The following is a 25,073-nucleotide window of genomic DNA, read 5'->3' as shown; positions in this document are numbered from 1 at the left end:
AAAAGCAGGAGGCGCAGATGAGCGAATTCGAACAGGTGGTGCGAGGCCGGTTGGTCGATGCGCGCGAGGTGGTCGACGACGGCTGGCTCGCGATCAGGAACGGGCGGATCGCCGCGCGCGGCGCGGGCGCGCCGCCGGCGGCACGCGACACGATCGATGCGCGCGGGCAGTGGGTGCTGCCGGGCGTCGTCGACGGGCAGGTGCATGCGGCCAGCCAGGCGAACCAGGAGGGGCTCGGTCACGCGTCGCGTGCGGCTGCCGCCGGCGGCGTGACGGTGATGGTCGACATGCCGTACGACGATCCGGAGCCGGTCGCGTCGCGCGCACAGCTCGATCGCAAGATCGCTGAGGCCGAGCGCGATTGCCACGTCGACGTCGCGCTGTACGGCACGCTCAACGCGAAGCACGGCCTCGAAGCGGCGGCCGGGCTGATCGACGGCGGCGTGTGCGCGTTCAAGTTCTCGACGTTCGAGGCGACGCCCGGCCGGTTTCCGCGTGTCGAGGAGGACGTGCTGTACGACGCGTTCAGGCTGATCGCGCCGTCGGGCCTCGCGTGCGGCGTGCACAACCAGATGCAGGACATGACGCGCAAGAATGTCGCGCGGATGATCGAAGCGGGCGACACGGGCTGGGATGCGTTCCTGCGCGCGCATCCGCCGCTGATCGAGAACCTCGCAACCGCGCTGATCTACGAGATCGGCGCGGAGACGGGCGCCCGCGCGCATGCGGTGCACGTGTCGACGTCGCGCGGCTTCGCGCTGTGCAACATGTTCCGGCAGGCCGGCCATCGCGCGAGCATCGAGACCTGCGTGCAGTACCTGATGCTCGATCACGAAACGCATACGAAACGCTTCGGCGCGAAGACGAAACACTACCCGCCGATTCGCCCGCGCGCCGAGCAGGACTTGCTGTGGACGCATATCGCGCGCGGCGAGTGCACGTTCGTGTCGTCGGATCACGTGAGCTGGGGGCTCGAACGCAAGGGCGACCCGAACGTGTTCCGCAATGCATCGGGCGGCCCGGGGCTCGAAACGCTGCTGCCGGCGTTCTGGACCGGCTGCGAACAGCACGGTATCGCGCCGACGCGTGTGGCCGAACTGCTCGCGACGAATCCTGCACGGCACTTCCTGCTCGATGACCGCAAGGGCTCGCTCGACGTCGGCGCCGATGCGGATTTCGTGATCCTCACGCCGGAACGTTATGCGTTCGACCCGTCGCGCAGCCTGTCGGCCGTGCAGTGGAGCGCGTTCGAAGGGATGGAATTCACGGTGCGGATCGCCGCCACCTATTGTCGCGGCGCGCTCGTGTACGACGGCGAGCGCATCGTCAACGCGGCAGGCTCGGGCCGCTTCCTGAAACCGCACGGCAGCCGGTCGATCGCCACGCAACAGGAGCAAGCATGAATCCGACGACTTTCTCTTTCCCGCCGCTGAACGCCGAACGCCTGAACGCACGTGTCGAGCAACTGGCGCGCTTCACGCGGCCCGACGTTCCGTGGACGCGCCGCGCGTTCTCGCCGCTCTTCACGGAGGCGCGCGCATGGCTCGCCGCGCAGTTCGCCGAAGCCGGGTTCGCGGTGTCGATGGACGCGGGCGGCAACCTGATCGGCCGCCGCGAAGGCAGCGGCCGCTGCACGAAGCCGCTCGTCACGGGGTCGCATTGCGACACGGTGGTCGGCGGCGGCCGCTTCGACGGCATCATCGGTGTGCTCGCGGGCATCGAGGTCGCGCATACGCTGAACGAGCAGGGCATCGTGCTCGACCATCCGTTCGAGGTGATCGACTTCCTGTCCGAGGAGCCGAGCGATTACGGCATCTCGTGCGTCGGCAGCCGCGCACTGTCGGGCGTGCTCGACGCGGGCATGCTGCGCGCGACGAATGCCGAAGGCGAAACGCTCGCCGAAGCGCTGCGCCGCATCGGCGGCAATCCGGACGCACTGCGCGAACCGCTGCGCGCACCGGGCAGCACGGCCGCGTTCGTCGAGCTGCATATCGAACAAGGCCCGGTACTCGAGACGCGCGGCTTGCCGATCGGCGTCGTGACCAACATCGTCGGCATCCGGCGCGTGCTGATCACCGTGACCGGGCAGCCCGACCATGCGGGCACGACGCCGATGGACATCCGTCGCGACGCGCTCGTCGGCGCGGCGCACCTGATCGAGGCCGCGCATGCGCGCGCGTCGGCGCTGTCGGGCAATCCGCATTACGTGGTGGCGACGATCGGGCGGATCGCGATGACGCCGAACGTGCCGAACGCGGTGCCGGGGCAGGTCGAGCTGATGCTGGAAGTGCGCAGCGACAGCGACGCGGTGCTCGACGCTTTCCCCGAGGCGCTGCTGGCCGGTGCGGCCACGCGGCTCGACACGTTGCGGTTGAGTGCGCGCGCGGAGCACGTGAGCCGTGCACGGCCGACCGATTGCCAGCCGCTCGTGATGGATGCGGTCGAACAGGCGGCCACGCAGCTCGGCTATCCGAGCATGCGGCTGCCGAGCGGCGCGGGGCACGACGCCGTGTACGTGGCGCCGACCGGGCCGATCGGGATGATCTTCATTCCGTGCCTGGGCGGCCGCAGCCATTGCCCGGAAGAATGGATCGAGCCGCAGCAGCTGCTCGACGGCACGCGCGTGCTGTATCAAACGCTCGTCGCGCTCGATCGTTCACTGGCCGGCGAGGCGTAAGCGCGACGTTGGCGCGACGGCGGGCGGTGCCGTTACAACGCCGCCCGCTGCCCCTCTCTCGGCCCGTGCCCGGTCCACCGCTTGAACGCGCGGCGGAAGTTGTGCGCGTCGCTGAACCCGACTTCGTGCGCAACATCCTCAATCGACAGCCTCGGATTGCTCAGCAGCGTGAATGCACGCTTGCGGCGGATCGTGTCGATCACCGTCTGGTACGACACGCCCTGGTCGGCGAGCCGCCGCCGCAGCGTGCGCTCGCTCATGCACAACTGCGCGGCGATCTCGGCGAGCGATGGCGTATGCCGCAGGTCGCGCCGCATGATCCGTTCGATCGATTCGAGAAATTCGGTGCCTTCGGGTTCGGGCGGCAGCGCGTCCTGCAGGAATTCGAGCACCTGGCGATGCGCGAGCGGATCGTGGGTCGCGATCGGGCGGTTGCCGAGCGCGGCGTCGCATGACAGCAGGTTCTGCTCCTGCTCGAAGCGCACCGGGCACGAGAACACGCGCGCGTACTGCTCTGCGTAGGGTGGCGGCGGGTAGCTGAGGTCGATGCCCTTCGGCTGGAACGCCGGGCCGACGAGCGAGCGCCCGACTTTCATGAAGCTGCCGAACGCTTCCTCGACGAGGAACGCCTCGATATCCGGTTCGAGAAAGACGTTGGTCGCGCGGATCGACAGCGTGCGCGTGTCCGATACGAGGTCGAAGCGCATCAGCGGCCCCGTGTGGCGCTGCAACTCGAGGCCGACCGTGATCGCGTCCTTCAGCGTGGGGCTCGTCAGCATCGCATAGCCGACCAGCCCGATCGACGCGATCGTCTCGCTCGTGCCGAGTTCGAGGCCGAGCGCCCGCCCCGGCGCCATTTCTAGCGCGCGGCGGATCATCGTGCTCGCCTGGCGCAATGAAATCCGGCACGACGGATTCGACAGGTCCGCGACGTCGAAGCCGAGCCCGAGGCACAGCCGCGTGGGGTCGATGCCCAGCTCCTTGCTTGTCTCCGCGAGGCACCGCAACAGATGGACCGGCAGATTCGCCGTCGTATAACGGTCGGTATCGTCCATGGATGCTCCGTATTTTTTTCCATGGATTGTACTCGTCCCGCCCGGCCGGAGACCCGGTGCCTCCCCGGCCACGATCGCCCACATCCCGCGCGGTCCCGCTTCAGAAGTAGTGACGCAGGCCGACCGTCGCGCCGAGCTGGGTGGTGCTGGTGCTCGGCGCCTGCCCGTTCACGCCGACCAGCTGCGCGCCGACCAGCCCGCCGCGGTAGATCGCGTAGTCGACTTCCGCATAGAGCATGCTGCGCTTCGACAGGCTGTAGCCGGCGATCACCTGGAACTGGCGCGCGCGGCCGTCGAAATCCGCCGTGTAGCCGGACTGCTGGGTCCACCACGCGTTGACGGCCGCCGTGAACGCCGACGTGAAGCGGTAGGTCAGCCCCGCGAGCGCCATCTTGCGGCGGCGGAACCCGCCGGGCACCGTCGGGTCGACCACCTGCGCGGGCGAGATGATGCCGAGCCCCGCCAGGTCGGTCGGGCTGAACGGGCCGTTCTCGAACGACGTGAAGTCGTTGTCGCGCGCGTTCTCGATATAGCCGGCGTTGACGGTCGCGTCGCCGATCGTCACCGAGCCGCCGCCCGTGTAGATATCGAATTTCCCGTGCGTGACGTCGTCCCAGCTGCGCATGAACGATGCGCCGACCGTGAACGGCCCCTTGTCCGGTGCATAAGCGGCGGCCGCGCCGAGCTGGCCGCCGCGCACGCCACTGCCCGCGTGGCCGCCCGGCGCGTATTGCGCGAGCAGGTAGAAGCTGCCGAGCTGCGCGCCGTACTGGATCATGTTGCTGGTGCGCGCGCCCGCGAGCATCGTCTGCTCCGGCTTGAACAGGTTGAAGTACGGGTCCTGCGGGCCGGCCCACAGGTTCGAGCCGAAGGTCAGCGACACCATCTCGAACGGCACGTTGTACTGGCGCCCGAGCGAGAGCTGGCCGAGCGACGTCGACGTGAGCCCCACGTACGCGACCTGGAAGAAATTCGGCGAGCCGGCCGGCACGATGGCGCCGCTGTTCGGGCCGAAGTGGCTTTCCACGTTGAACTGCGCGGACAGCCCGCCGCCCAGGTCCTCATTGCCCTTGAGGCCCCAGTAGCTTTCGGTGAGGCCGCCGCCGTCGGCCATCGAGATCTTGCGGCCGGTCGACACCGGCGTGCCGTCGGCGCCGTAGGACACGCCGTGCGTTTCGTAGCGGATGCCCGCATCGATCACGCCGTACAGCGTCACGTTGCTTTGCGCGTATGCGCCGGTACAGGCCAGGACCATCATCGCGCAGCACGCCGCGCGAATGCTATCGGGACGATTCATTCGGGACTCCGCATCTCTGCATGGAACAGGGGGACAGGCGGCATCGCACCGCCGGAAACGAATGTAGAAAGCCAAATTTGCACGGGCCAAGGCTGCGGCGGCCAATCTCGTGGTGCGTCGCGGCCACGCGATGGCGCAGTGCGGTCAGGGCGACGCGCGCGCCACGGCGGCGGGTTCGGCGCGGCGCAGCGCGAGCCGCACGAACGGCGCGGCGGCCAGCACGGCCACGCACAGCACGTGCGCGACGTGCGTGCCGCCGAAGCGGCCGAGCAGCGCGCCGGACAGCGCGGTGCCGATGCCGGCCGCGAAGAACGTGACGACGAGCGTGCGCGCGACGAGCGAGCCGTCCGGGTCGACGTCGGACAGCATGCCGGTGAGGAACGGCACGATCACGAAGAACGCACTGTTCAGCACGAACTGGCTCAGGAAGTACGCGGCGCCGCTGCGCGCGCTGAAGAACCACTCGATCGACCCGATCATCGCGAGCTGCGCGGCCCAGATCAGCACGAGGCGGTGCTTGTGGCTGGCCGGATGTGACGGAATCGCCGCACCGACGAAGCCGAGCAGCGACGACACCGACAGCAGCACGCCGATCGTCGTCGGCGACAGCCCGGCGCGCTCGCCGACGAAGCCGGCGATTGCCCACTGCGACGCCTGCACGCCGTAGACGAGCGCGGTCACGACCCAGATCGCGACGACCGGCCGCCACGGCAGCGTGCCGGCGCGCACGCGGGCCTGCGCGGGGGCGCTCGCGAACGCGTCGATGCCGCGGATCGCGGGCGCCAGCACGGCGACGACGGCGGCCAGCAGCGCGAACACCCAGCGCCCGAGCCAGGCGGCCGGCAACGCGGAGATCAGTACGAGGATGCCGCCGTTGATGCCCCCCGCGAGGAGGTTGATTTGCCCCCACAGGCGGTCGGTCGACGCGCGCTGCGACACACCGGACGCGACGACGACGAACAGCATCCCTTCGAACAGCCCCGTCATCCCGCGCGCGAGCGCTGCGGACACGATGCCGGGCGCGACCGCGCCGAGTGCCTGGCCGGCGATCGTGCCGGCCAGGCCGGCCAGCGTGAACGGCCGCGCGGCGCGCGCGATCCGGTGCGACAGCAGCGCGCAACTGATCGCGATGCCGAGGATCTCGGCGCTGACGAGCGCGGTCGCGGTGCCTTCGTCGAGCCGGAAGCGCGTCATCACCGCCGCGACGAGGAACGGCGACAGGATCAGGCCGTTGGTGGCCGCCGCGAACGCGAGCGCAAGGCGGACGACGGCGCCGGTCGACGGGTCGGGACGCGACTGCGCCGCCGCGTGCAGGGTGGCAGTGCTCATGAGGCCTCCTGGTTGGATCGCGGCCGATCTTGCGCGACGTCGGCCGTTTCGTGCATCGGGTGTGTCCCTCGGCGGGCCGGCGTGGCGCGAGCGGTGGCGCTTGCGCCCGCGTGTTGCGGCAGGCCGAACAGCGTGCGCAGGTACGGCGTCAGGAAGCGGCCGTGCGGGTCCATCCGTTCGCGCAGCGCGAGGAAATCGTCCCAGTGCGGGTAGCACGCGGCCAGCTCGGCGGCCTTCATCGCATGCACCTTGCCCCAGTGCGGCCGCCCGCCGTGATTGCGGCAGATGGCCTGCACGCCCGAGAAGTACGCGTCGAACGGCATCCCGCGATACTGGTGCGCCGAGATGCGCACGCTGTCGCGCCCGTAGTCGGGGCTCAGCCAGATGTCATCGCCGCGCACCCAGCGGTATTCGAGCGGGAACATCAGCGGGAAGCTGCGGCGCGCGATGAACGCGCGGATTTCGCGCAGCGCGTCGGCGCCGCGCTCGGCCGGCACCGACCATTCCATTTCGTTGAAGCGCACGCGGCGCACCGTCGACAGCATCGCGTAGCTCGCATCCACGTGCCGGCCGGCCGACACGGTCGATGCGCACAGCCGGCTCAGCGCCGGGCACAGCGACGGCATGCGCCGGCCGAGCCCGCACAGCGCGCCGAACACCGTGTTCTCGAGGAACGACTCGGACGCGCGGCTCGCCCAGTGCACCGCGTCGGCCGGTTCGTCGGTCATGTCCCACGCCTTGGTCAGCACGGTGTCCGTATGCGGGAACCAGTAGAACTCGAACGAGCGATGCTTCGCGATCAGCGCGTCCGCCTGCGCGAGGCAGTCGTCGAGCTGCATGCCGCCGCGCTCGAGGCGCAGCTTGAACGCGGGCACGAGGCGCAGGTCGATCTCGGTCAGCACGCCGAGCGCGCCGAGCCCGATCCGGCCCCCGGCGAACAGGTCGGGATGCGTGTCGGCGCTCGCGCGGATCTCGCTGCCGTCCGCGCACATGAAGGTCAGGCTGTCGATCTGCGTCGCCAGGTTGCCGAGCGTGATGCCGGTGCCGTGCGTGCCGGTGCTGGTCGCGCCGGCGATCGACTGCACGTTGATGTCGCCGAGGTTCTCCATCGCGAGGCCGTGCGCGGCGAGCGCCGGGCCCAGCGCCCACAGCCGCGTGCCGGCATGCACGCGGGCGACGCGCCGGTCGCGGTCGACGTCGATCACGCCCTGCATCGCGTCGAGCGACAGGATCACGTCGTCGGTCTGCACGAGCGGCGAGAACGAATGACCGGCGCCGGCCGCGCGCACGGTGGCGCCGGCCGCCGCCGCGTCGCGCAGCACCGCCGCGAGCCCGGCGTGCGACGCAGGCGTCGATACGGTTGCATCAGGACTGCAGACATATCCCGACCAGTTACGCCACATGGCATTGTCTCCGTGATTGTCGTTTGAACGAGTTGAATGGCCTGGACGACGGGCGCGCGGCCCGCTAGAAAAAGCTCTTGCCTTCGCCGCGATAGGTGGGCGCCTCGCCGACCACGCGGCCGCCGCGGATCAGCAGCAGCGTGTTGAAGCGTTCGCACAGTTCGCCGGCCTTCGCGTGGCGGAACAGAATCGGATCGCCGATCGCCGGTGCGACGCCGTGCGGCACGCGCACGGGCGTCTGCACCTCGCCCGCGCCTTCGTTGTCGATCAGCGTGCAGCCGGCCGGCAGCCACGGGCGGGGCAGGCGGCTCTTGCCGGCCGGGCCCGACGCGATATAGCCGCCGCCCGAGCAGGTCACGATGCCCGGCTGCGGAATCCGCACGACCGGCAACGCGAAGCCGGCGGCCGGTTGGGCGTGAAACGCCGCGTAGTGATCGAACAGCGCCGGCGCGTAGAGGCCGGAGCCGGCGGCGAGCTCGGTGACCGACGCATCGCCGAGCGTGCTTTCGAAGCTGCCGGTGCCGCCGCCGTTCACGAAGCGCAATGGGTGGCCCGCCGCCGCGAGCGCCTGCACGGCCGCCTGGCGGCGCGCGTTGATCTCACGCGCCGAGCGGCGCTTCAGGTGGCGCACCAGCGCGTTGCGCGCGCCGTTGCCCGGCTCGGTGTCGGCCACGCCGGCGATCTGCCCTTCGTAGCCCATCAGCCCGTCGAGCCGCACTTGCTGCCGCTCGCCGATGCGGTGTGCGAGCGCGAGTACGCCGGCCACGTCGCGCACCGGCGAGCGGTACATGCCGAAATACAGGCCCGGATACGCGGACGACATGTCGAGATCGATCGCGAGCGGGATCGTCACGCGTTCCGCGGCTGCGAGGCGGTCGATCGCGTCGACCTGGGCGGCGTCGTCGACCATCAGCGTGATCGAGCGGCCCAGCCGGAGCTGCGCGGCCACCGCGCGAAGGTCGTCGGGCTCGACGGTCGGATACGCGACGACGATGTCGTCGAAGCCGCCGTCCGCAAGCCACGCGGCTTCCGCGGCCGAATAGCACAGCAGCCCCTGCATGAACGGGCCGGCGGCGAGCACCGCGCCGATCAGGTCGCGCGCGCGCACCGATTTCGTCGCGAGCCGGATCGGCAGGCCGCGTGCGCGGCGCTTCAGGTCGGCGAGGTTCGCGTCGAGGCAGTCGAGATCGACGAATGCGGCGGGAAGGCGGCGGCCCGCGAGTGCGTCGCGATAGGTCGGGTAGTCGTGGACGGCGGCGGGTGCGCGATGCGGAAGGTCTGCACGGCTCATGGAACGGGCTCGGCTGGTTGGGGTGTGTGCCGCGCCGATCGTTCGGCGCGTGTCGGAAACCAGCATAGGGCTGGCCAAAATGACGACCAAGCGCTCAGCGGGTCGTTCGATGGGTCTTATTCGGCCATCCGTATCGGCCATGCGGATGCGCGAACGTCGTGCGCCGCGTGGCTGGATCGCTGCTTGCTTGGTGTCGCGGCGCACATGGCGCGCGTCGGCCCGAACCGCCGCCGGACGGGCGCGCGGCTCGACATCACACGCTTGCCGAAGCGGCGACGAAATGCGTTTCAAACGTTTTGCCGGACATCGTCGGTGTGCGCAGGTTTAGTGCCTGCGTTCTAGTGCCGCTTTTGACTGCATGCCGGATTCGACCTAGAACCTACTCGCGGATGCACCGGCGAAGAACGGCATGACGTGACGAGGAGGCGACGTGAAGAAGAACAGGGCACTCTGGCGGCGCACGGGCGCGATCGCGGCGATCGGCGTGGCCGTCGTTGCGATCTGGCGATATGAAGCGGCGACACCGGCGCAAGCCGCGTCGTCCGGCACACCGGCTGTGACGGCGAGCGCGCAGCCGGGTACAGCCGATGCGTTCGGCAGCGGCGCCGCGACACCCGGCCCCGAGGAGCGGCGGCTCGACGTCGACGCGCTGCGCCGCAGTCTTGCGGGGCGCCCCGACGCGGAAGCGGAAGTGCAGCGCATCGTCGCGTTCGCGCGCTTTCGCGACGAGGTCGCCGCGTACGGCGATCGCCGCAACAGCCTGCCGCAAGCCGAGCGCGCCGCGCTCGCGCGCCGGATTCTCGACGAACTCCCCGACCATGTCGCGCGCAACGAGATCGTGCCCGTGCAGGCCGAAGCGCTGAGCGCGGCGCTGCTGACCGATACCGAAGCCGACCCTGCGACGCGCAGCGCGGCGATCCGGTCGATGCGCGCGCAATGGGACACCTATGCGCAGCAGACGGTCGGCCCGTCGCCGGCGCAGGACCCGCGCTACCTCTCGTACGAACAGCAGAGCCGCGACGTCGTCCGGCAGGTTCAGGCGAGCGTTCCCGATCCCGACCAGCAACAAGCCGTCATCGCGCAGCGCCTGCAGGCGCTGCGCGTTCAGCTGTTCGACGGCGCTTCACCGTCCGGCGTGCACTGAGCGCCGAATCCGCGCCGCCGGAGCGGAGCCCGGCGGCCGCGTCATGTCCATCGACAAGGAGGGGAGATGTCCACAGCACGATGCCTGCTGCGCGCGGCCGTTGCCACGCTGCTCGGTTGCGCGGCACTGAACGGCCACGCGGCCGATACGACGATGCCGGATCCGTCGATTCCATATTATTCGTGGTACGAAGTGACGTTGCCGGAGAGCACGGGTGCATCGTGCGGCAACGGCACGCCGATGCGCTTCTACATCAATCGCGCGCAGTCGGACAACCTGCTGTACATGATGGAGCCGGGCGGCGCGTGCTGGGACTACGGCACCTGCACGCAGACGTCGACCGGCGCCGAGGCCGGCCTCGGCGGCTTCAACCCGGACGGCATCCCGCACAACTACATGAACGGCACCGCGAACGAGAGCCTGCTGTCGTCGTTCCTGTCGCCGCTGCTGACGCGGATGGATCTCGCGCACATTCTCGTCGGCGAACCGAAGGTCGAGACGCAGCAATGGACACAGGTTTTCGTGCCCTATTGCACCGGAGATATCCACATGGGCAGCGCGGTGCGCAACTACACGTCGCCGTCCGGCGACTGGCGCCTGCAGCACTACAGCGGGCTGAAGAACATCCAGGCCGTCGCGCAGTGGCTGACGTCGCACGGCTTCGGCAAGCCGAACCGGCTGCTCGTGTACGGGATGAGCGCGGGCGGCTACGGCACGCTCGCGAACTATGCGACGCTGCGCAACACGCTGCAGCCGCAGGCGCATAGTTCGCTGCTCGACGACGCCGGCACGGTGTTCAACACGCCGTTCGATGCGGACGCGGCCACGCATCCGTCGGTCGGCCTGTACGACCGGGTGCGCACCGAATGGGGGATGACGGGCCCCGACGGGATGATCACCGTGAACAGCAGGCTGACCAGTCATTTCGATCCGGGCAACATGGGGAGCGCGTACGCCGCGCTGTCGGCGACGTATCCGCACGACCGCTTCGGCTTCTCGAGCTACCAGCGCGACAAGATCATCGCCGCGTATCACTATCGCGCGTTCGTGCCGGCCGTGATCGCGGCGCCCGACGACGCGACGAAGGATGCGCTGTCGCTCACGATGTTCGACCAGGAGCTGGACGGGCTGAAGCAGACGCTGAACCCGCTGCCGAACTTCGGCTATTTCATGCCGTGGGCACGCAACGACTTCATCGACAACCACCAGGTGACGGCGGTCAGTTTCACCGGGTCGGGGATCCACGAGAACGGCATCGACGCGGATATCGGCACGTTCGTCGACAACCTGCTGAACCAGCAGGACCCGGCCGATACGCCGGTGATGAAGGCGTTCCGCACGCAGCAGTGGTCGGATTTCACGTTCTCGACGTTTCTCGCGTGGATCGACAGCGTGTTCAACCTGACCGGCGAAGCGGGGCCGATCTCGGGGCACCGGGCGTGAAGTGGTGGCCGGCGTGAACGGGTGACGGCGGCGCGGTGCGGCGGCCGGGTGTCGTGGCCGCCTGCCTGCATCGATGCGTGGCCGTCCGTCGCGTGACTGCGTCCGGCGTTACGGCTTCACCACCGCAACCGCCGGCGCACCTGAATCCGTGCCGGGCGCACCGGCCGGGCCGTAGGCCGCTTCGGCGCTCTTGCGTTCGGCGAGGCGCTTGGCGGCCAGGCGTTCCTGCGCGGCGACGATGTCGCCCGGGTAGTTGTCGCCGTCGCCGGCGACCGGCTCGTAACCGACCGACTCGAGGTCGAGCAGCTCCTGGCGCACCTGCGCACGTGTGAGCGTCGAGTGCGACGACTGCGCGTACGACGCGGCCGGTGCGGCGAGGAGAGCGGTGGCGGTAGCGGCGACGGTGGCGATGGTGACGATGATGGATTTCACGGTTTCCTCAGACGGTTTCGTTGCGGTTCGGCGCGATTGCGGCTGGCTGAACCGACGAGACAAGTTTAGGAACCCGGATCGGCCGGATAAATGCCGAATCCTGGCCAGCTGTGTTCCTGAATCCGTGACAGTGGGTGACGTGCGGCGTCCGGGATGGCCGGTTTTGACTTGTATGGGGCGTGCGGAATGCCGATCGATGCGGGGTGCGCAGCCGTTCCGTCAGACCGGCCACGCATTCGATGCTCGGCGGGTAGATGCAGGCCCGCCCGGCACGGCTAGTCGTCGAAGCGCGGGAATGCCCGCTGGCGCTTCATGTCCTTCAGCCATTCCTTGACGTTCGCTGGATCGTCGAACTCGCGCAGCGTCAGGTTCAGATCGTGGATGCTGCGCTGAGTGCCCGCGATGTCGCGCGTGAGCATGCGGACGACGGTATCGGGCGCGACCTTGACCGACGGCGCAATTCCGTAAGTCCGCCGGAATCCGGTCTCGACGTCCTGAATCTCCTGATCCAGCTCGCGAAGCTGATCTTCCAGGATGCCGTTGTAGCGCGCGAGCCGATCTTCGCCGAGGCCGTTGATCGCGTGCCGGTCGATCTGCTCGATCTCCAGTTGCAGCTCCAGCAGTTGCAGGAGCTTGCCGTTCGCATAAGCGTGGTTGACCCGCTGCATCAGCACGGTCTTGCGTTCCTGTTCCAGGGGATCGGTTTCGCGATCGGGGTGCAGCGCGCTCGCCAGCTTGCGATAGACCTCGCGGATCGACCGGCTCGCTTCGGCCTGCTCGGCTTCGCGTTTCGCCAGCGCGGCCGATTGCCGGGGCGTTTTCTTGCGCTTGGCGCGCTGTGCCTCGCGGGCCGCGTGCTCGGCCATGTCCCGCTCGAACTGCTCGTCCAGTTCGGCCTGCATGCGCGCCATGAGTTCTTCGGGCGATAGCGCGTCGAGATCGTCCGCCGCTGTCACGCCGGGCGTCGATTCCGGTTCCGGCTCGGCTGCCGCGTTGCTGCCGTGATCGGCCGCGCTGTGCCGGTCGTGGATGGCTTTCAATTGCGCATCGTCGCTGAAGTCGAGCAAGTCGCGCGCCATGTTGGCGATCATCCCGGAAAGGGTGCGCTGCTCGGCCTTGCTCAATCCTTTTTGCAGATACGCGTCGTCGAGCTGATTGAGCAACCGGATCCGCAACGCGGTCGACGTCTGTTCGAGCGGCAACAGCTCGTCGACGAATTTCTTCTGGAAGACCGGCATCACGGCTTCCCACGCGCCGAGACGCTCGCGCCGTTTCTCGATCTGCTGGACGAGCGTATTGAATGCTTTCTGGGCGTTCGACAGGCTGGCTGTCTCGTGGCCGGGCGCGATGGCGACCGCTGTTCCGCGACGTGCGGTCATGATGAATCTCCTTCGGCTGCGGCAGGACGCGCAGCAGCGCGGTATTTTAACCGGCCCGGCGCGTCTGCCAGGCCCGACATGGCACCGCTATTCCTGAAACAACTGCCCCTGCCCGGAGATCACGCGTTCGAAATCGTCGCGCAGGAACGGCAGGATCGCGTCGGCCACGGGCTGCAACTGGCGGCTCAGGTAGAACGCGTAGTCGATCGGCGAGCGCATCGTTTCGAGCGGCTCGGGGCCGGCCGTCGTCATCACGTAGCTGATCCAGCCGCCGCGCTGATACTGCAGCGGCCGGCCCTGCGCGTGGTTGAATTCGTCGGCGATCCGGGCCGCGCGCACGTGCGGCGGCACGTTGCGCTCGTATTCGCGCAGCGGCCGGCGCACGCGCTTGCGGTAGACGAGCTGGTCGTCGAATTCGCCGGCCAGCGTGCGCCGCACGGTGTCGCGTATGAAATCCTGGTACGGCTCGCGGTTGAACACGCGCCGATACAGCTCGCGCTGGAACCGCTGCGCGAGCGGCGTCCAGTCGGTGCGCACCGTTTCGAGCCCCTTGAACACGAGATCCTCGCCGCCGTCTGCCGCTGCCGCGAGGCCTGCGTAACGCTTCTTGCTGCCTTCTTCCGCGCCGCGCACGGTCGGCATCAGGAAGCGGCGGTAGTGCCGCTCGTACTGCAGCTCCAGCGCGCTCTCGAGCCCGAAGTGGTCGCGCAGGTGCGCGTGCCACCAGCGGTTCACGTGCTCGACGAGCGCGCGGCCCTTGGCGCCGGCTGCGTCGTCGTCGTGCGCGCGGCCGAGCCACACGAAGGTCGAATCGGTATCGCCATAGATCACTTCGTAGCCCTGCGCTTCGATCAGCTCGCGTGTGCGGTGCATGATCTCGTGCCCGCGCATCGTGATCGACGACGCGAGGCGCGGGTCGAAGAAGCGGCAGCCCGTCGAGCCGAGCACGCCGTAGAACGAATTCATGATGATCTTCAGCGCCTGCGACAGCGGCGCGTTGCGCTGCCGTTTCGCGTCGTCGCGGCCTTCCGATACGCGGCGCACGATATCGGGCAGGCAGTGCGCGGTACGCGAGAAGCGCGCGCCGAGAAAGCCGGGCACCGATGCGTCGTCGCCGGGATTCGCGAGCCCTTCGATCAGCCCGACCGGATCGATCAGGAACGTGCGGATGATCGACGGATAGAGGCTCTTGTAGTCGAACACGAGCACCGAGTCGTACAGCCCGGGGCGCGAATCCATCACGAAGCCGCCGGGGCTGTTTTGCCCCGTCACGTCGCCGAGGTTCGGCGCGACATAGCCGAGCCGATGCATGCGGGGCAGGTACAGGTGCGTGAAGGCCGCGACCGACCCGCCGGTGCGATCGGCCGCGAGGCCCGTCACGCTCGCGCGTTCGAGCGCGAAGGACAGCAGGTCCGCCTTGTCGAAGATGCGCGTGACGAGCTCGCAGTCCTTCAGGTTGTAACGCGCGAGCGCCGGCTTGTCGTGATCGAAGCGGCGCTGGATCTCGTCCATCCGCTGATACGGATTGTCGATCGACTTGCCTTCGCCAAGCAGCGCCTGCGACACGTATTCGAGGCTGAACGACGGGAACGTCCACGTCGCGGATTTCAGCATGTCGATGCCGTCGAGGATCAGCCGGCCGGCCGCGCCAGCAAAGAAGTGATCGGGCTGCTGGCCGTGCGCGCGCCAGTCGAGCACGCTGCCGCCGCGCCCGAGCTTCAGCGGGATGCCGTATTGCTCCGAATGCGCATGCAGGATGCGCAGGTCGAACTGCACGAGATTCCAGCCGATCACGGCGTCGGGGTCGTGTTCGTCGAACCATTCGTTGAGCCGCGCGAGCATCGCGGGCCGGCTGTCGCAGTAGTCGAGGCGGAAGTCGGCGGCGCCCGCTTCATCGCTGTCTGCCCCGTTCGGCGGGCCGAGCATGTAGACCTGCCGCTGCCCGCAGCCTTCGAGCGCGATCGAATACAGCTCGCCGTGAACGCTGGTTTCGATGTCGAGCGACACGCAGCGCAGCGCCGGGCGATAGCCGTCTGCGGTTTTCAGCTCGGCGCCGGTGAGCGTGCCGTCGCGGCCGGGCTGGCCGCGAAACTGCACGCACGCGGTGATGAAGCGCTCCATCGCGTAGCGATCGGGCGGCTGCACGTCGGCTTCGTAGACGTCGACGCCGGCCGCGGCGAGGCGCTTCTGCAGCCCGGACAGGTGGCGGTAGCGCTTGCAATAGAGGCCGACGACGGGGCGCTGCCGGAAGTCGCGTAGCGCGAGCGGGCGCAACTCGGCATCGTGCTCGCCGGCCAGCGTGCGTTCGGCGAGCGCCTGCTGTTCGGCCGGGAGGAACGCGACGGCTTCCTGCGGGCGCAACCGTACGCGGCGCGGACCGTGTTCGGTTGCCAGCCAGAACTCGATCTCGATGCCGGATGCGGTGTCCCGCCAGTGGCGGGTGAGGATGAAACCCTGCTCGAACGCCGTCAAAACGCTTGCTCGTCGTGAATGCCCAGGCCGCGGATTTTAGCGCTTGAATGGAGGCCGTGCCGATGGGGGAGCGCGTGGCAACAGGTGGCAGGAAGCCATCGGGCGATGCGCGATCTTCCGCGTGCCGGCTGGCGTCCCGGTTTCTCGAGGCTGTCGACGGCAGGTGCGCCAGCTCCGGGGGCAGGCGAAGGAGGGCGCCGTTTCGGTTCCGACCGGGGACGTGTCGATGAGAAGATGAAGCGACCGTCGTATGTTGGCCGCGCAACGCAATGGAAGCGAGGACATGGCGATGACGGTCAAGTCGGTAGATCAGGCGCGCGACGGAAAGAAGGAGACTACTCGCGACGCAGCGTTTCGAGCACGGCTGACGGCTGCTGCTGGCAGGCGACATGGCCATTCGACCGTAGCCTGGGCATCATCCCGACGACGAAGTCGATGAACGCCCTTACCTTGGCCGGAACGTGGTTCCGACTGGGGTAGTAGACGTAAAGCGGGAACGTCTCGTCGCACCAGTCCGTCAGAACCGGCTCCAGTGTGCCCGCACGCAGGTGCGTGTCGATTCCGAGGTCGATCACCTGAGCGATCCCGAAGCCTGCAACGCAGGCGCCGATCTTGGTGCCCGCATCCGTGACGGTCAGGTTCCCGCTCGCGGCCACTTTCAGTTTTTCGCCGTCACGCCAGAACTCCCAGTCGAAGGGTCTGCCGGTAGCCGGGTCGATGGCCAGGATGCATTCATGGCCATCGTCGACCAGATCCTGCGGCGACCTCGGCCGACCGCGTTGCTCCAGGTAGGACGGCGCGGCGACAGTCAGCACCCGCGGGCTGTATAGCCTTCGACAGACCAAGGTTGAAACGGATGGGGGGCCAAACCGGATGGCGAGATCGAAGCCGTCGCTGACCAGGTCCGAGAGATCGTTCCTGGTCTCCAGCTTCAGGTGAAGCGCGGGGTGATCCTTCATGAACTGGGCCAGCTCCGGCGCCAGCACGAGGCGGGCGAATACGGCATCGCACGCCACACGGAGCGTGCCGTTGACGACCGAGGTCTGGTTGGAAGCGCCGACGGTCGCCTCTTCGATCCCCTGGAGCAACGGCAGCACCTTCGACAACAGCGCATGGCCTGCGTCCGTCACTTCGACGTGGCGGCTGGTGCGATGCACGAGCTTCGCGCGCAGGCGATCCTCCAGTCGCTGGATCGCGCGACTGACCGCAGGCTGGGTCTTGCCCAGACGGGAGGCGGCACGACCGAAGCTCCCCGATTCGGCCAGGGCTGCAAGGACGAGCAAGCCGCTTACCAGTCCTCCATCGAGGTCTTCCATGATCCATGTTTTCCTGTAATGGCAGCGATAACCGGGTCGCCGTAGCCGAGGGCGGGGAGGAGCGCTCACTATACGAGCGGTTCACTATCGAGGAAAGCCAGCCATGACCCAGACCCAAGCCGTAGTCGCGTTGATCGACGACTACTTCAATTTGGCCTATGAGCCGAAGAGCCGTGACTTCAACAAAGTCTTTCACCCAAGCTGCATGATTCAGTGGCTGGATGAAGGGCGGTTGCGCACCCTGTCGTCGCAGGAGTATGCGGCGCTCATCGACGGTAGGCCGAGTCCGCGATCGACCGGCGCGCCCAGGGACGAGGCGATTCTCTCGATGGAGCATGTCTCGGATGGCCTTTCAACGGCGACGGTGCGGGTGCGGATCGGAAGCCGGCTGTTCAACGATCACTTCGTCATGCATAAGGTGGATGGCAACTGGTTGATCGCAACCAAGGCGTCTGCCGTGGTGTGTACGTTTGACTGACGCGCCGCGCGCGCCGGGCGATGCGTTCGTCGATGCGGATATTCGATGTCGCCTGATGACCGCGTGATGCCCGTAGGCCCAGACGAGCACGCTGCAGCGGCATTGGAGCACGGGCGGAAGGCGCTCCGGACGTCGTAGTCCAGCACTGGCGCGTGATGGCTGACGGCAATCATGAGCATGAGCGGCAGATTCAGGTTTTCAATTATTTGAATCCCGCCTGATTGACGTCGCAGAATCATCGTTCGTAGAATCGCCGGTCAAGAACAACATCATTCTGAGAGAGGCGCCATGAATGCGCACCGCGCGGTCGAAGCAATTGCGGAAGGGCCGGCTCGGCAGGAGCCGCTTCTCGCGTTCAATACCCGGCCTGGCAGTCATGCTCCAATACTCCGCCGGAGCGCCGGGCCGCCTCGCATCGCATCGGTCGCGGCGATGTGCCGATACATCGAGCAAGCTGCATGGGAGCGCATCGCGTATCTCGACCTGAATTGGTCGGCCTCGTTTCCGATCGCCGCGGATCAACGCCCCCATTCTGTAGTCGACACGCCTATCGCTCGACATGAGCGAAGGCAATCGGCCGCAACACTACACGCATCCACTGATCCCGATTGAATCCGGCTGGCCGTCCAGTTTGCCTGGAAGTTTGCCGCCGCACGCATTGCCGACGAACTCATTCACCCCGGACTCCCCATGAACTCACCCTCCCGGCAAATCTCGTTACCCGGTGCCGCCGCGCTCATCGCGGCGGTCATTACCGCGGCGCAGTTTCTGATCGGCCTCTACGTGTGGTCGACGAAGTCTTCGCTGCCCGTGAGTGTGCTGGCTGTGCAACTGTCCAGTTTCATCGGGAGCCTGGTGTTTCGAAGCGGCCTGGTTTTCCTGATTGTCCGATGGCATGGAGAGTCTCGGGATCAGCTCGCATTCCGTCGCCCCGCGTTGCCGCTGACGGCCTTTGCGTTGTGCCTGCTGGTCTGGCAGGCCGCGCAGATACTGGTATTCCAGGCGCAGGTGAAAATATTGAGCGGCGGTGTCCTCAGCCTGACGCAAATCGTGACGATCATGGCCCCGCTGAATGCCGCCCTTTATGCGCTCGTGGCCTGGCTGGCGTGGTGGTTCGTCACCCACCTGTTCCGCAACGAAGTGTTGCCCGGGGCGCCGCGCGGTCATGCCCGGCGGCGCATTGCGGGTCTCGCGGCCTGGTTGTTTGCCAGCGTATTGCTGGTCTTCATGCCGCAGGCAGTGCTGATGCTGCTCGATCATTTTGACGATGATCTCAAGCTCGTGATGCTGAACTACGTCGGGGGCATGGTTGTTCCCGCCGCGATCGTCTTCGCAGGCGCGATGTTCGGCCTGCCTCGCGATCTCGGCCGACTGCACGTCTGGCGTCTGCTGGGGGCGTCGCTTGCGTCGATGGTATCGGTCTTGCTGCTGGCTTATGCGGTGCTGCGCGTGCTGGGCGACGTGCTCGGGATCGTCAGTTTGATGTCCGGAATGATGCCGATCGTCGTTCTCGCCGTAACCGGCGTGGCCTACTGGGTGTGGTTCCGCGTGTTCTATGCCGCTGCGCGTCGCGAGACTGCTGAACCGTCGCAAGGCATGCCGTCGTCATGAAAGCCGCAAGCGGATACGGCGTGATCCGCTTGCTCGACAAGACGACCCACGGTGATTCGGTAGCGTGCGCGTCGGTCGCACGCACCGACGCAGGACCTTACACCGACACCCACCCGACATCGCGCTTCAGATTCTCCACCCGCTGCGGCCGCTGATACAGATACCCCTGCGCGTACTGAATCCCGACCGTATGCAGCGCACGATGCTGCGCTTCCGTTTCCACGCCCTCCGCGATGATCTTCAGGTCGTAGTGATGCGCGACGGACGCGATGCCCTCGATCAACCCCGCGCTGCCGCCGTTCAGTTGCGAGACGAACTGCCGGTCGATCTTCACGTAGTCGAACGGAAAGCGCGACAGCATGTCGAGATTGCTGTGATGCGTGCCGAAATCGTCGATCGCGAACTTCGCGCCTTTTGCTCTCAACGCATGGAAGATCGCGGTGGTTCGCGCATTCTTCTCGAGCAGGATGCGCTCGGTGACTTCGAGCACCAGCGTAAAGCCGGGCGGCAGCGCGCGGATCGCATCCTCGACGACGGACACGAACCGCGTGCGCTCGAGATCCTTCGGCGCGATGTTGACGGCGATGCGCAGCGGCATCGACGGCGTCAGCGCGGACAGTTCCGACACGGCTGTCCGCAGCACGAATTCGGTCACTTTCGGCAGCACCGCGCTCGATTCGACCTGCGGGATGAACACGGCCGGGCTGATGGCCCCCCACTTGGGATGCTCCCAGCGCAGCAGCGCTTCGACGCCGACGGTCCTGCGCGTTCCAACCTCGACGATCGGCTGGTACACGACATGGAGCTCGTCGCGCCTGAGCGCGTTGCGGACGGCCTTCAGCAACAGCCGACGCGGTGCCATGGCCAGCAGGTAGGCCGCCATCACGAGGCCGTCCGCCAGCAGCACGATCGTGATGCCGATCAGCCGATAGTGTTGCCGGACCTGCGACGCATAGTGCGCGGATGCGGCAACAGACACCGTGAACGGCCAGCGGGGCGACGCGATCGTGCTTCCGCCGGCGGGTTCCGCGGCCGATTCCGGCGTGAATTTTCCGTGCTGATCGAGATGGCCTGAACCCGCGATCGACAGTGTCGCGGTTTCCGTCCCGTAGCGGGCGCCGTGCGCGAGCGCGTCGGCCACGTAGTCACCTTCGATCAGGTAGAGCACGCCCGCGCCGGGCGCGGTGGCGTAGAACACGGGCAGCACCGGAATGCCCTGCTGGAACGGCGTCTGGCGCAGCAGCGTGACGAGCGTCGTTCCCGGCTCCGGCTCGTGTGTGTATGCGCCGAGCGGCAAGTCGATCGCCCCCAGCGCCGACGAGCACATGACGCGGCCGTCGTTCACCAGCGCAACGGCGCGCAGGTAGCGCAGGCGCGTGCCGATTTCGGCGAGCGTCCGGAATACCGTCGCGCACGGCCGCCCGACGAGCGCGGTCAGTTCGTCCACATGTCGCAGGCGCGCACCGTCCAGGATGCGGTCCACCGATGCCACGATGTCGTTTGCCACCACGCGTTCATGCTCGGTGACGGTATCGCGCGCGTATCGGTCGGCCAGCGCGATCGCGAATGCCGGCACGAGCACGCAAACGATTACGGCGACGAAAAAGACAACCCGCGGCCACGCGCCGCTGCGCTGGAAAACTGGCTTCGAGCCTGGCGTGAACGCCGACATTCCCGCGGTCGCCTTGGGTGTTGTGTGTTGGGAGAGGCAAGTCGAACCGGTCGATACACCAGCGGCGCGCATGCATCATGCCCCGTTCGGGCAATGCGCTGTGCGCGCCGGTGTCGCGATGCGATCGATTCTACGGTCGCAACGGGCCTCTGCGGCAACCCCGTCGCAATCGGCCGTTCATTCCGAGGCTTGCCTCTATGAACATGCGTATGCAGTGCATATATATTGGCGTCGCGCACCGAAAAAACCCCCGGCCGCATGGTCTTGCGGCCGGGACGAAAAACACCGTCTCTTGGCACGAGGATGGTGCGCGGCAAGTATAAGATGTGATGAGAGATTACGAAATATTGTTATTCAACAATTGGTGTAGTTTTGTCATTGTGTCTCGACGAGAAACATTCTTTCGAGATGCTGTCTTCGCCGGCCTGCCGGCGGCCTGCAATCGGTCGCCACGCGATACGGTCGCGCGTCTCGCCTTAGCGTCCGGATGAAAAAAATACCGTGGCTTCGGTCATCGCGACCGATGGTGCAGCGCAACCGACGGAGGCTCGCGTGGATCCGGATGGCCGTGAACGGGCAAGCCCGCCATTGCCTGCTCGATCGCGCGCTCACGTCACGCGGTACGCCGTGCTACGACACCATCAGTGGCGAGCATGGGCTGCTTTTGAAAGGTGAACGAAAGAATTTGCTGACGCTACCGCTCAGCATTGCCGCCCCCGCGATGCGAGCCGGCGCCGCCAGCGCGTTCATGCAGGTGCTGCAGGAATCCGGTGGTGAATGAGCGATGCTGCGCCGGTGCGTCTCGCCGGCCGCGATTCAGAAATCGTTGCGCATCTTTCGTAGCAGGTCGCCAGCCGACTGGTGGGTATCCACCGCGGTGAGGACGTCGGTCAGGAACCACGGCAGGTTCAGTTGCGTATTGGAATCGCTGACGCATACGCGGATCGGCGGCGCCTTCGACGGCGAGCGGGTGTCGGTCGTGGCGTTGCGGGACGGCACGCAGTTGTTCGCGTGCGCTTGAACGGGAACCGGCTCGGCGCTGCCGGATGTTGCGCCGGCGGCTGCCGGCAAGCTGACGGCGGCAAGCAGGGTCAGGACAACGACAGGGGCAACGCGTTTCATGGGATTCTCCGGCGATGCTCGTTCGACCGCGCGGGCGGACGCGAGTTCGTCGGCGGCACGGTTGCGAGCCGCGCTCAGCCGCGTGCGACGTTCGCTGCGCGCGCAGGTTGCCGGCTACGCCACTGTTGCGGCGATTCGCCGGTCCAGCGCCGAAAGGCGCGCGTGAATGCGCTGTGCTCCGAATAGCCGAGCAGCCATGCGACTTCTGCGAGGGTCAGCCGCGGATCGTTCAGGTGGTCGATCGCGAGCCGCCGCCGCGTGTCCTCGTGCAGTATCCGGAAGTTGAGCCCGAGTTCGGCAAGCCGCCGATGGAGCGTGCGCGACGACACATGCAGGTCCGACGCGATCTGTTCGATGCTCGCTTCGCCTTGCGTCAGCAGGCGTGCGACGGCTTCGCGCACCGACTGTTCGAGATCGTCCGTCTGCCGCAGTTCGGCAAGCAGCGTGCTCGCCTGGCGTTCCATCATCTGCAGCAGCGCGTCATCCGGTTGGCGCAGCGGCTGCGTGAGCAGGTGCAGCGGGAACGCGAGGCGGTTCACCGGCTGGCCGAACCGCACCGGGCAGCCGAAATAATCGACGTACGGCCGTTCGTCGCCGGGCGACGGATGCATGAAGCAGACCTCGTCGGGCCCGTCACGCGTGCCGGTGATATTGCGTGCGAACTGCACGATGGCCGTGAGCGCGACTTCGTCGACGAGCGGGCCGAGCGGCTCGGGCGCGTCGTGCCATTCGATCGCGACCGATGTCACCTCGACGCGCACTTCCATGCGTGCGACGTTCGCGATCAGGTGTTCGTATTGCTGCCAGCGCGCGAGCGCGGCGCCGGCATCGCGGCACGCATGCAGTGCGTAGCCGAGCGCACCGAGGTGGGCGGGCGTGATCCGCTGGCCGACGTGCAGGCCGAGCAGTGGATCGTCGAGCGCGCGCACCGCGCATTCGAGCAGGCGCCGCCAGTGCGCGCTCGCGTACAGCGTGAGGCCGCGGTCGTCCTCGGGAGGCCGCGCCTCGCCGAGCACGCGCGCGGCGTCCCTGCCCTGCTCGGACAGATAGTCGAACAGCAGCCGCACGTAGGTGCTCGAGTAGTAGACGCGCTGCGTCGATAGCGGGGAGGCGGCGGGCATGGCGGAAAGTGTCAAGTAATCGTCGGCAAGTGTCAACGCGGGGCGACCCGTGCGCGACCATACTGCCGATCAATTCTTGATCGAGGCCGCAACATGCCGACCGAGTGGATGACGTGGCTCCATGCGTTCCTGGGTAACGACGTGGACTGGAAGCAGGTGCTGCTGATCGGCATGACGCCGGTCTTCCTGATCGCGTTCGCGATCGAATACGCGGTGATGACCCGGCGCGGCCGCCGTGACCCGTTTCGCTGGAAGGAGATCGTTGCGAACCTGTCGCTCGGCGCCGGCTATCAGGTGGCCGAGACCGTGATGGGGCTCCTGTTCACGGGCGCGATCTTCGCGTGGGTCTACCGGCACCGGCTGTTCGACGTGCCGGTGAACGGCTTCACGATCGTGCCGATCTTCGTTGTCGTGGAGTTCTGCTACTACTGGTTTCATCGCACGTCGCACCGCGTGCGCTGGTTCTGGGCCGCGCACGTGCCGCATCACAGCGGTGAAGTGATGAACTTCACGACGGCGATGCGGCAGTCGCTGCTGAACGCGTTCGTCGGCGTGTTCGTGTTCTACCTGCCGCCGGTCTGGTTCGGCATCCCGCCTGCTGTCGTGCTGTTCCTGCTTGCGGTCGATCTCGCCTACCAGTACTTCGTGCATACCGAAGCGATCGGGCGGCTGCCGCGCTGGTTCGAGTACGTGTTCGACACGCCGTCGAACCATCGCGCGCATCACGGCCGCAACCCGCGCTATATCGACAGGAACTACGGTGGCGTGCTGATCATCTTCGATCGCCTGTTCGGCACCTATGTCGAGGAAACGGAGCCGGTCGACTACGGGATCACGCAGCAGATTCGTTCGTACAACTTCCTGGTGCTGAACCTGCACGAATTCGTCGACATGTGGCGCGACGTGTTCGCGCCGGGGCCGATCATGCAGCGGCTGAAGCATCTGTGGATGCCGCCCGAGTGGGAGCGGCCGGGGCATCGGCCGATCCACACGTGGAGCGTCGAGCGCAAGGACGAGGCGGGAGCCGCGACCGCGCCGGCGCCGCACGTTGCGCCTGGCGACGACGCAGCCGGGCGCAAGATCGTACAAGCCACCCGGACGCGATCCGGCTAACCTGCGTGCTTTCCTCGGCGAAAGGCGCGGCGGGCAATGACGAAGAAAGTATTCTGGGACGATCCCTACCGGACCACGCTGGATACGGTCGTCAGCCGCGTCGACGGCGATCGCGTGCAGGTGGACGCGACCATCTTCTTTGCGTTTTCAGGCGGGCAGGAAAGCGACGCGGGGTCGCTCGGCGGCTATCCGGTCATCCAGGCCGACAAGCAGGGTCTCGACATTGTCTATACGCTGCCGCGCGATCATGCGCTGAGCGTCGGGGATCGCGTGACCTGGCGCATCGACTGGGCGCGGCGATACCGGCTGATGCGTCTGCACTTCGCGGCTGAAATGGTGCTGCAGCTGGTCTATCGGCTCAGGCCGGGCATCGAACGCATCGGCGCGCATATCGGGCAGGACAAGGCGCGCATCGACTTCGCGAGCGACACGAGCGTGGCACCGCTCTTTCCCGAGATCGAATCGGCGGCGGCCGATCTGTCGATGCGCGACCTGCGCATCGTGACCGACTTCAGCGATGTCGACGCGCAACGCAGATACTGGACGGTCGACGGCTTCGCGACGATGGCGTGCGGCGGCACGCATCCGGCGTCGACCGGCGAGATCGGCACGCTGACGCTCAAGCGCAGAAATACCGGGAAGGGCAAGGAGCGGATCGAGGTCATGCTGGCCGAGCCGGAGAGTGCCGGCGGGCATCGGGGCGAGCGGGTCGCGTGAC

21 protein-coding genes are annotated in these 25,073 nt (G+C 67.3%); 9 read left to right on the top strand and 12 right to left on the bottom strand.

What is annotated here, in order from left to right; genetic code table 11:
- Positions 1-17 precede the first annotated feature (17 nt).
- Together HAV18_RS11085 and HAV18_RS11080 are read left to right on the top strand one after the other, a co-directional pair.
- Positions 18-1,403: a dihydroorotase family protein gene (locus HAV18_RS11085; protein WP_166955490.1), complete on the top strand. Its 1,386-nt coding sequence runs from the start codon at positions 18-20 to the stop codon at positions 1,401-1,403.
- On the top strand, positions 1,400-2,677 hold the full coding sequence (locus HAV18_RS11080; protein WP_166955488.1) for a Zn-dependent hydrolase: 1,278 nt from the start codon (positions 1,400-1,402) through the stop codon (positions 2,675-2,677). The genes HAV18_RS11085 and HAV18_RS11080 overlap by 4 nt, the downstream gene beginning before the upstream one ends.
- A 32-nt stretch (positions 2,678-2,709) precedes the next feature.
- Here HAV18_RS11080 and HAV18_RS11075 read toward each other — a convergent pair whose 3' ends face one another.
- From HAV18_RS11075 to HAV18_RS11055, 5 genes are all read right to left on the bottom strand, one after another.
- Complete coding sequence (locus HAV18_RS11075; protein WP_166955486.1) at positions 2,710-3,732, bottom strand: AraC family transcriptional regulator; 1,023 nt, start codon at positions 3,730-3,732, stop codon at positions 2,710-2,712.
- 100 nt (positions 3,733-3,832) lie between these two features.
- Positions 3,833-5,029 (bottom strand): porin, encoded by a 1,197-nt coding sequence (locus HAV18_RS11070; RefSeq protein WP_166955484.1) that lies wholly within the window; start codon positions 5,027-5,029, stop codon positions 3,833-3,835.
- A 144-nt stretch (positions 5,030-5,173) separates the two neighbouring features.
- Entirely contained in the window at positions 5,174-6,358 is a 1,185-nt protein-coding gene (locus HAV18_RS11065; protein ID WP_166955482.1) for an MFS transporter, read from the bottom strand.
- A complete protein-coding gene (locus HAV18_RS11060; RefSeq protein ID WP_166955480.1) occupies positions 6,355-7,761 on the bottom strand; it encodes a D-arabinono-1,4-lactone oxidase in 1,407 nt (468 codons plus the stop codon). The genes HAV18_RS11065 and HAV18_RS11060 overlap by 4 nt, the downstream gene beginning before the upstream one ends.
- A 64-nt stretch (positions 7,762-7,825) precedes the next feature.
- Entirely contained in the window at positions 7,826-9,052 is a 1,227-nt protein-coding gene (locus tag HAV18_RS11055) for an amino acid deaminase/aldolase (protein WP_166955478.1), read from the bottom strand.
- A 430-nt stretch (positions 9,053-9,482) separates the two neighbouring features.
- Here HAV18_RS11055 and plcR point away from each other — a divergent pair, with 430 nt between their 5' ends.
- Positions 9,483-10,196 (top strand): phospholipase C accessory protein PlcR, encoded by a 714-nt coding sequence (gene plcR, locus HAV18_RS11050; RefSeq protein WP_166955476.1) that lies wholly within the window; start codon positions 9,483-9,485, stop codon positions 10,194-10,196.
- 66 nt (positions 10,197-10,262) lie between these two features.
- Complete coding sequence (locus tag HAV18_RS11045; protein ID WP_166955474.1) at positions 10,263-11,639, top strand: pectin acetylesterase-family hydrolase; 1,377 nt, start codon at positions 10,263-10,265, stop codon at positions 11,637-11,639.
- Between the two features lie 108 nt (positions 11,640-11,747).
- Here the strand turns inward: HAV18_RS11045 and HAV18_RS11040 are convergent, their stop codons facing one another.
- The 4 genes from HAV18_RS11040 to HAV18_RS11025 all read right to left on the bottom strand — a co-directional run bounded on the left by HAV18_RS11040 (position 11,748) and on the right by HAV18_RS11025 (position 17,238).
- Positions 11,748-12,071, bottom strand: coding sequence for a DUF4148 domain-containing protein (locus HAV18_RS11040; protein ID WP_166955472.1), 324 nt, complete (start codon positions 12,069-12,071; stop codon positions 11,748-11,750).
- A 275-nt stretch (positions 12,072-12,346) separates the two neighbouring features.
- Positions 12,347-13,450 carry a J domain-containing protein gene (locus tag HAV18_RS11035; protein ID WP_166955470.1) on the bottom strand — a complete coding sequence of 368 codons (1,104 nt, stop codon included), beginning with the start codon at positions 13,448-13,450 and terminating at the stop codon, positions 12,347-12,349.
- A gap of 87 nt (positions 13,451-13,537) precedes the next feature.
- Positions 13,538-15,922 (bottom strand): DNA polymerase II, encoded by a 2,385-nt coding sequence (locus HAV18_RS11030; protein WP_166955468.1) that lies wholly within the window; start codon positions 15,920-15,922, stop codon positions 13,538-13,540.
- A gap of 335 nt (positions 15,923-16,257) precedes the next feature.
- Positions 16,258-17,238, bottom strand: a complete 981-nt coding sequence (locus tag HAV18_RS11025) for a LysR family transcriptional regulator (RefSeq protein WP_166955466.1) — start codon at positions 17,236-17,238, stop codon at positions 16,258-16,260.
- A gap of 103 nt (positions 17,239-17,341) precedes the next feature.
- Between HAV18_RS11025 and HAV18_RS11020 the strand changes: the two genes are divergently transcribed.
- Both HAV18_RS11020 and HAV18_RS11015 read left to right on the top strand, forming a co-directional pair.
- On the top strand, positions 17,342-17,716 hold the full coding sequence (locus HAV18_RS11020) for a nuclear transport factor 2 family protein (RefSeq protein WP_166955464.1): 375 nt from the start codon (positions 17,342-17,344) through the stop codon (positions 17,714-17,716).
- Positions 17,717-18,406: 690 nt separating this feature from the next.
- Positions 18,407-19,327, top strand: coding sequence for a hypothetical protein (locus HAV18_RS11015; protein ID WP_166954203.1), 921 nt, complete (start codon positions 18,407-18,409; stop codon positions 19,325-19,327).
- Between the two features lie 97 nt (positions 19,328-19,424).
- Here the strand turns inward: HAV18_RS11015 and HAV18_RS11010 are convergent, their stop codons facing one another.
- Positions 19,425-21,071: an EAL domain-containing protein gene (locus HAV18_RS11010; protein WP_208101904.1), complete on the bottom strand. Its 1,647-nt coding sequence runs from the start codon at positions 21,069-21,071 to the stop codon at positions 19,425-19,427.
- 451 nt (positions 21,072-21,522) lie between these two features.
- Between HAV18_RS11010 and HAV18_RS11005 the strand changes: the two genes are divergently transcribed.
- Complete coding sequence (locus HAV18_RS11005) at positions 21,523-21,780, top strand: hypothetical protein (protein WP_243771602.1); 258 nt, start codon at positions 21,523-21,525, stop codon at positions 21,778-21,780.
- Between the two features lie 35 nt (positions 21,781-21,815).
- Here the strand turns inward: HAV18_RS11005 and HAV18_RS11000 are convergent, their stop codons facing one another.
- Both HAV18_RS11000 and HAV18_RS10995 read right to left on the bottom strand, forming a co-directional pair.
- Positions 21,816-22,121 carry a hypothetical protein gene (locus HAV18_RS11000; RefSeq protein WP_166955460.1) on the bottom strand — a complete coding sequence of 102 codons (306 nt, stop codon included), beginning with the start codon at positions 22,119-22,121 and terminating at the stop codon, positions 21,816-21,818.
- A gap of 74 nt (positions 22,122-22,195) precedes the next feature.
- Positions 22,196-23,242, bottom strand: a complete 1,047-nt coding sequence (locus HAV18_RS10995) for an AraC family transcriptional regulator (RefSeq protein WP_166955459.1) — start codon at positions 23,240-23,242, stop codon at positions 22,196-22,198.
- 93 nt (positions 23,243-23,335) lie between these two features.
- Here HAV18_RS10995 and HAV18_RS10990 point away from each other — a divergent pair, with 93 nt between their 5' ends.
- On the top strand, positions 23,336-24,355 hold the full coding sequence (locus tag HAV18_RS10990) for a sterol desaturase family protein (RefSeq protein WP_166955458.1): 1,020 nt from the start codon (positions 23,336-23,338) through the stop codon (positions 24,353-24,355).
- Positions 24,356-24,391: 36 nt separating this feature from the next.
- A complete protein-coding gene (locus tag HAV18_RS10985; protein WP_166955457.1) occupies positions 24,392-25,072 on the top strand; it encodes an alanyl-tRNA editing protein in 681 nt (226 codons plus the stop codon).
- Position 25,073: the final 1 nt, after the last annotated feature.

Source organism: Burkholderia sp. D-99, assembly GCF_011605345.1.
In the GTDB taxonomy this organism is placed as follows: Bacteria; Pseudomonadota; Gammaproteobacteria; order Burkholderiales; family Burkholderiaceae; genus Burkholderia.
The sequence above is the reverse complement of the archived record's forward strand: the minus strand, read 5'-3'. Positions and strand labels throughout refer to the sequence as shown.

What these genes read in the sequence shown, in the direction of transcription:
- HAV18_RS11055 (WP_166955478.1), bottom strand. Translation starts at nt 9,052, where the DNA reads ATGAGCCGTGCAGACCTTCCGCATCGCGCACCCGCCGCCGTCCACGAC.
- HAV18_RS11070 (WP_166955484.1), bottom strand. Translation starts at nt 5,029, where the DNA reads ATGAATCGTCCCGATAGCATTCGCGCGGCGTGCTGCGCGATGATGGTC.
- HAV18_RS10990 (WP_166955458.1), top strand. Translation starts at nt 23,336, where the DNA reads ATGCCGACCGAGTGGATGACGTGGCTCCATGCGTTCCTGGGTAACGAC.
- HAV18_RS11080 (WP_166955488.1), top strand. Translation starts at nt 1,400, where the DNA reads ATGAATCCGACGACTTTCTCTTTCCCGCCGCTGAACGCCGAACGCCTG.
- HAV18_RS11015 (WP_166954203.1), top strand. Translation starts at nt 18,407, where the DNA reads ATGAACTCACCCTCCCGGCAAATCTCGTTACCCGGTGCCGCCGCGCTC.
- HAV18_RS11020 (WP_166955464.1), top strand. Translation starts at nt 17,342, where the DNA reads ATGACCCAGACCCAAGCCGTAGTCGCGTTGATCGACGACTACTTCAAT.
- HAV18_RS11000 (WP_166955460.1), bottom strand. Translation starts at nt 22,121, where the DNA reads ATGAAACGCGTTGCCCCTGTCGTTGTCCTGACCCTGCTTGCCGCCGTC.
- HAV18_RS11045 (WP_166955474.1), top strand. Translation starts at nt 10,263, where the DNA reads ATGTCCACAGCACGATGCCTGCTGCGCGCGGCCGTTGCCACGCTGCTC.
- HAV18_RS11005 (WP_243771602.1), top strand. Translation starts at nt 21,523, where the DNA reads ATGGTGCAGCGCAACCGACGGAGGCTCGCGTGGATCCGGATGGCCGTG.
- HAV18_RS11035 (WP_166955470.1), bottom strand. Translation starts at nt 13,450, where the DNA reads ATGACCGCACGTCGCGGAACAGCGGTCGCCATCGCGCCCGGCCACGAG.
- HAV18_RS10985 (WP_166955457.1), top strand. Translation starts at nt 24,392, where the DNA reads ATGACGAAGAAAGTATTCTGGGACGATCCCTACCGGACCACGCTGGAT.
- HAV18_RS11085 (WP_166955490.1), top strand. Translation starts at nt 18, where the DNA reads ATGAGCGAATTCGAACAGGTGGTGCGAGGCCGGTTGGTCGATGCGCGC.
- HAV18_RS11010 (WP_208101904.1), bottom strand. Translation starts at nt 21,071, where the DNA reads ATGCGCGCCGCTGGTGTATCGACCGGTTCGACTTGCCTCTCCCAACAC.
- HAV18_RS11065 (WP_166955482.1), bottom strand. Translation starts at nt 6,358, where the DNA reads ATGAGCACTGCCACCCTGCACGCGGCGGCGCAGTCGCGTCCCGACCCG.
- HAV18_RS10995 (WP_166955459.1), bottom strand. Translation starts at nt 23,242, where the DNA reads ATGCCCGCCGCCTCCCCGCTATCGACGCAGCGCGTCTACTACTCGAGC.
- HAV18_RS11060 (WP_166955480.1), bottom strand. Translation starts at nt 7,761, where the DNA reads ATGTGGCGTAACTGGTCGGGATATGTCTGCAGTCCTGATGCAACCGTA.
- HAV18_RS11075 (WP_166955486.1), bottom strand. Translation starts at nt 3,732, where the DNA reads ATGGACGATACCGACCGTTATACGACGGCGAATCTGCCGGTCCATCTG.
- HAV18_RS11025 (WP_166955466.1), bottom strand. Translation starts at nt 17,238, where the DNA reads ATGGAAGACCTCGATGGAGGACTGGTAAGCGGCTTGCTCGTCCTTGCA.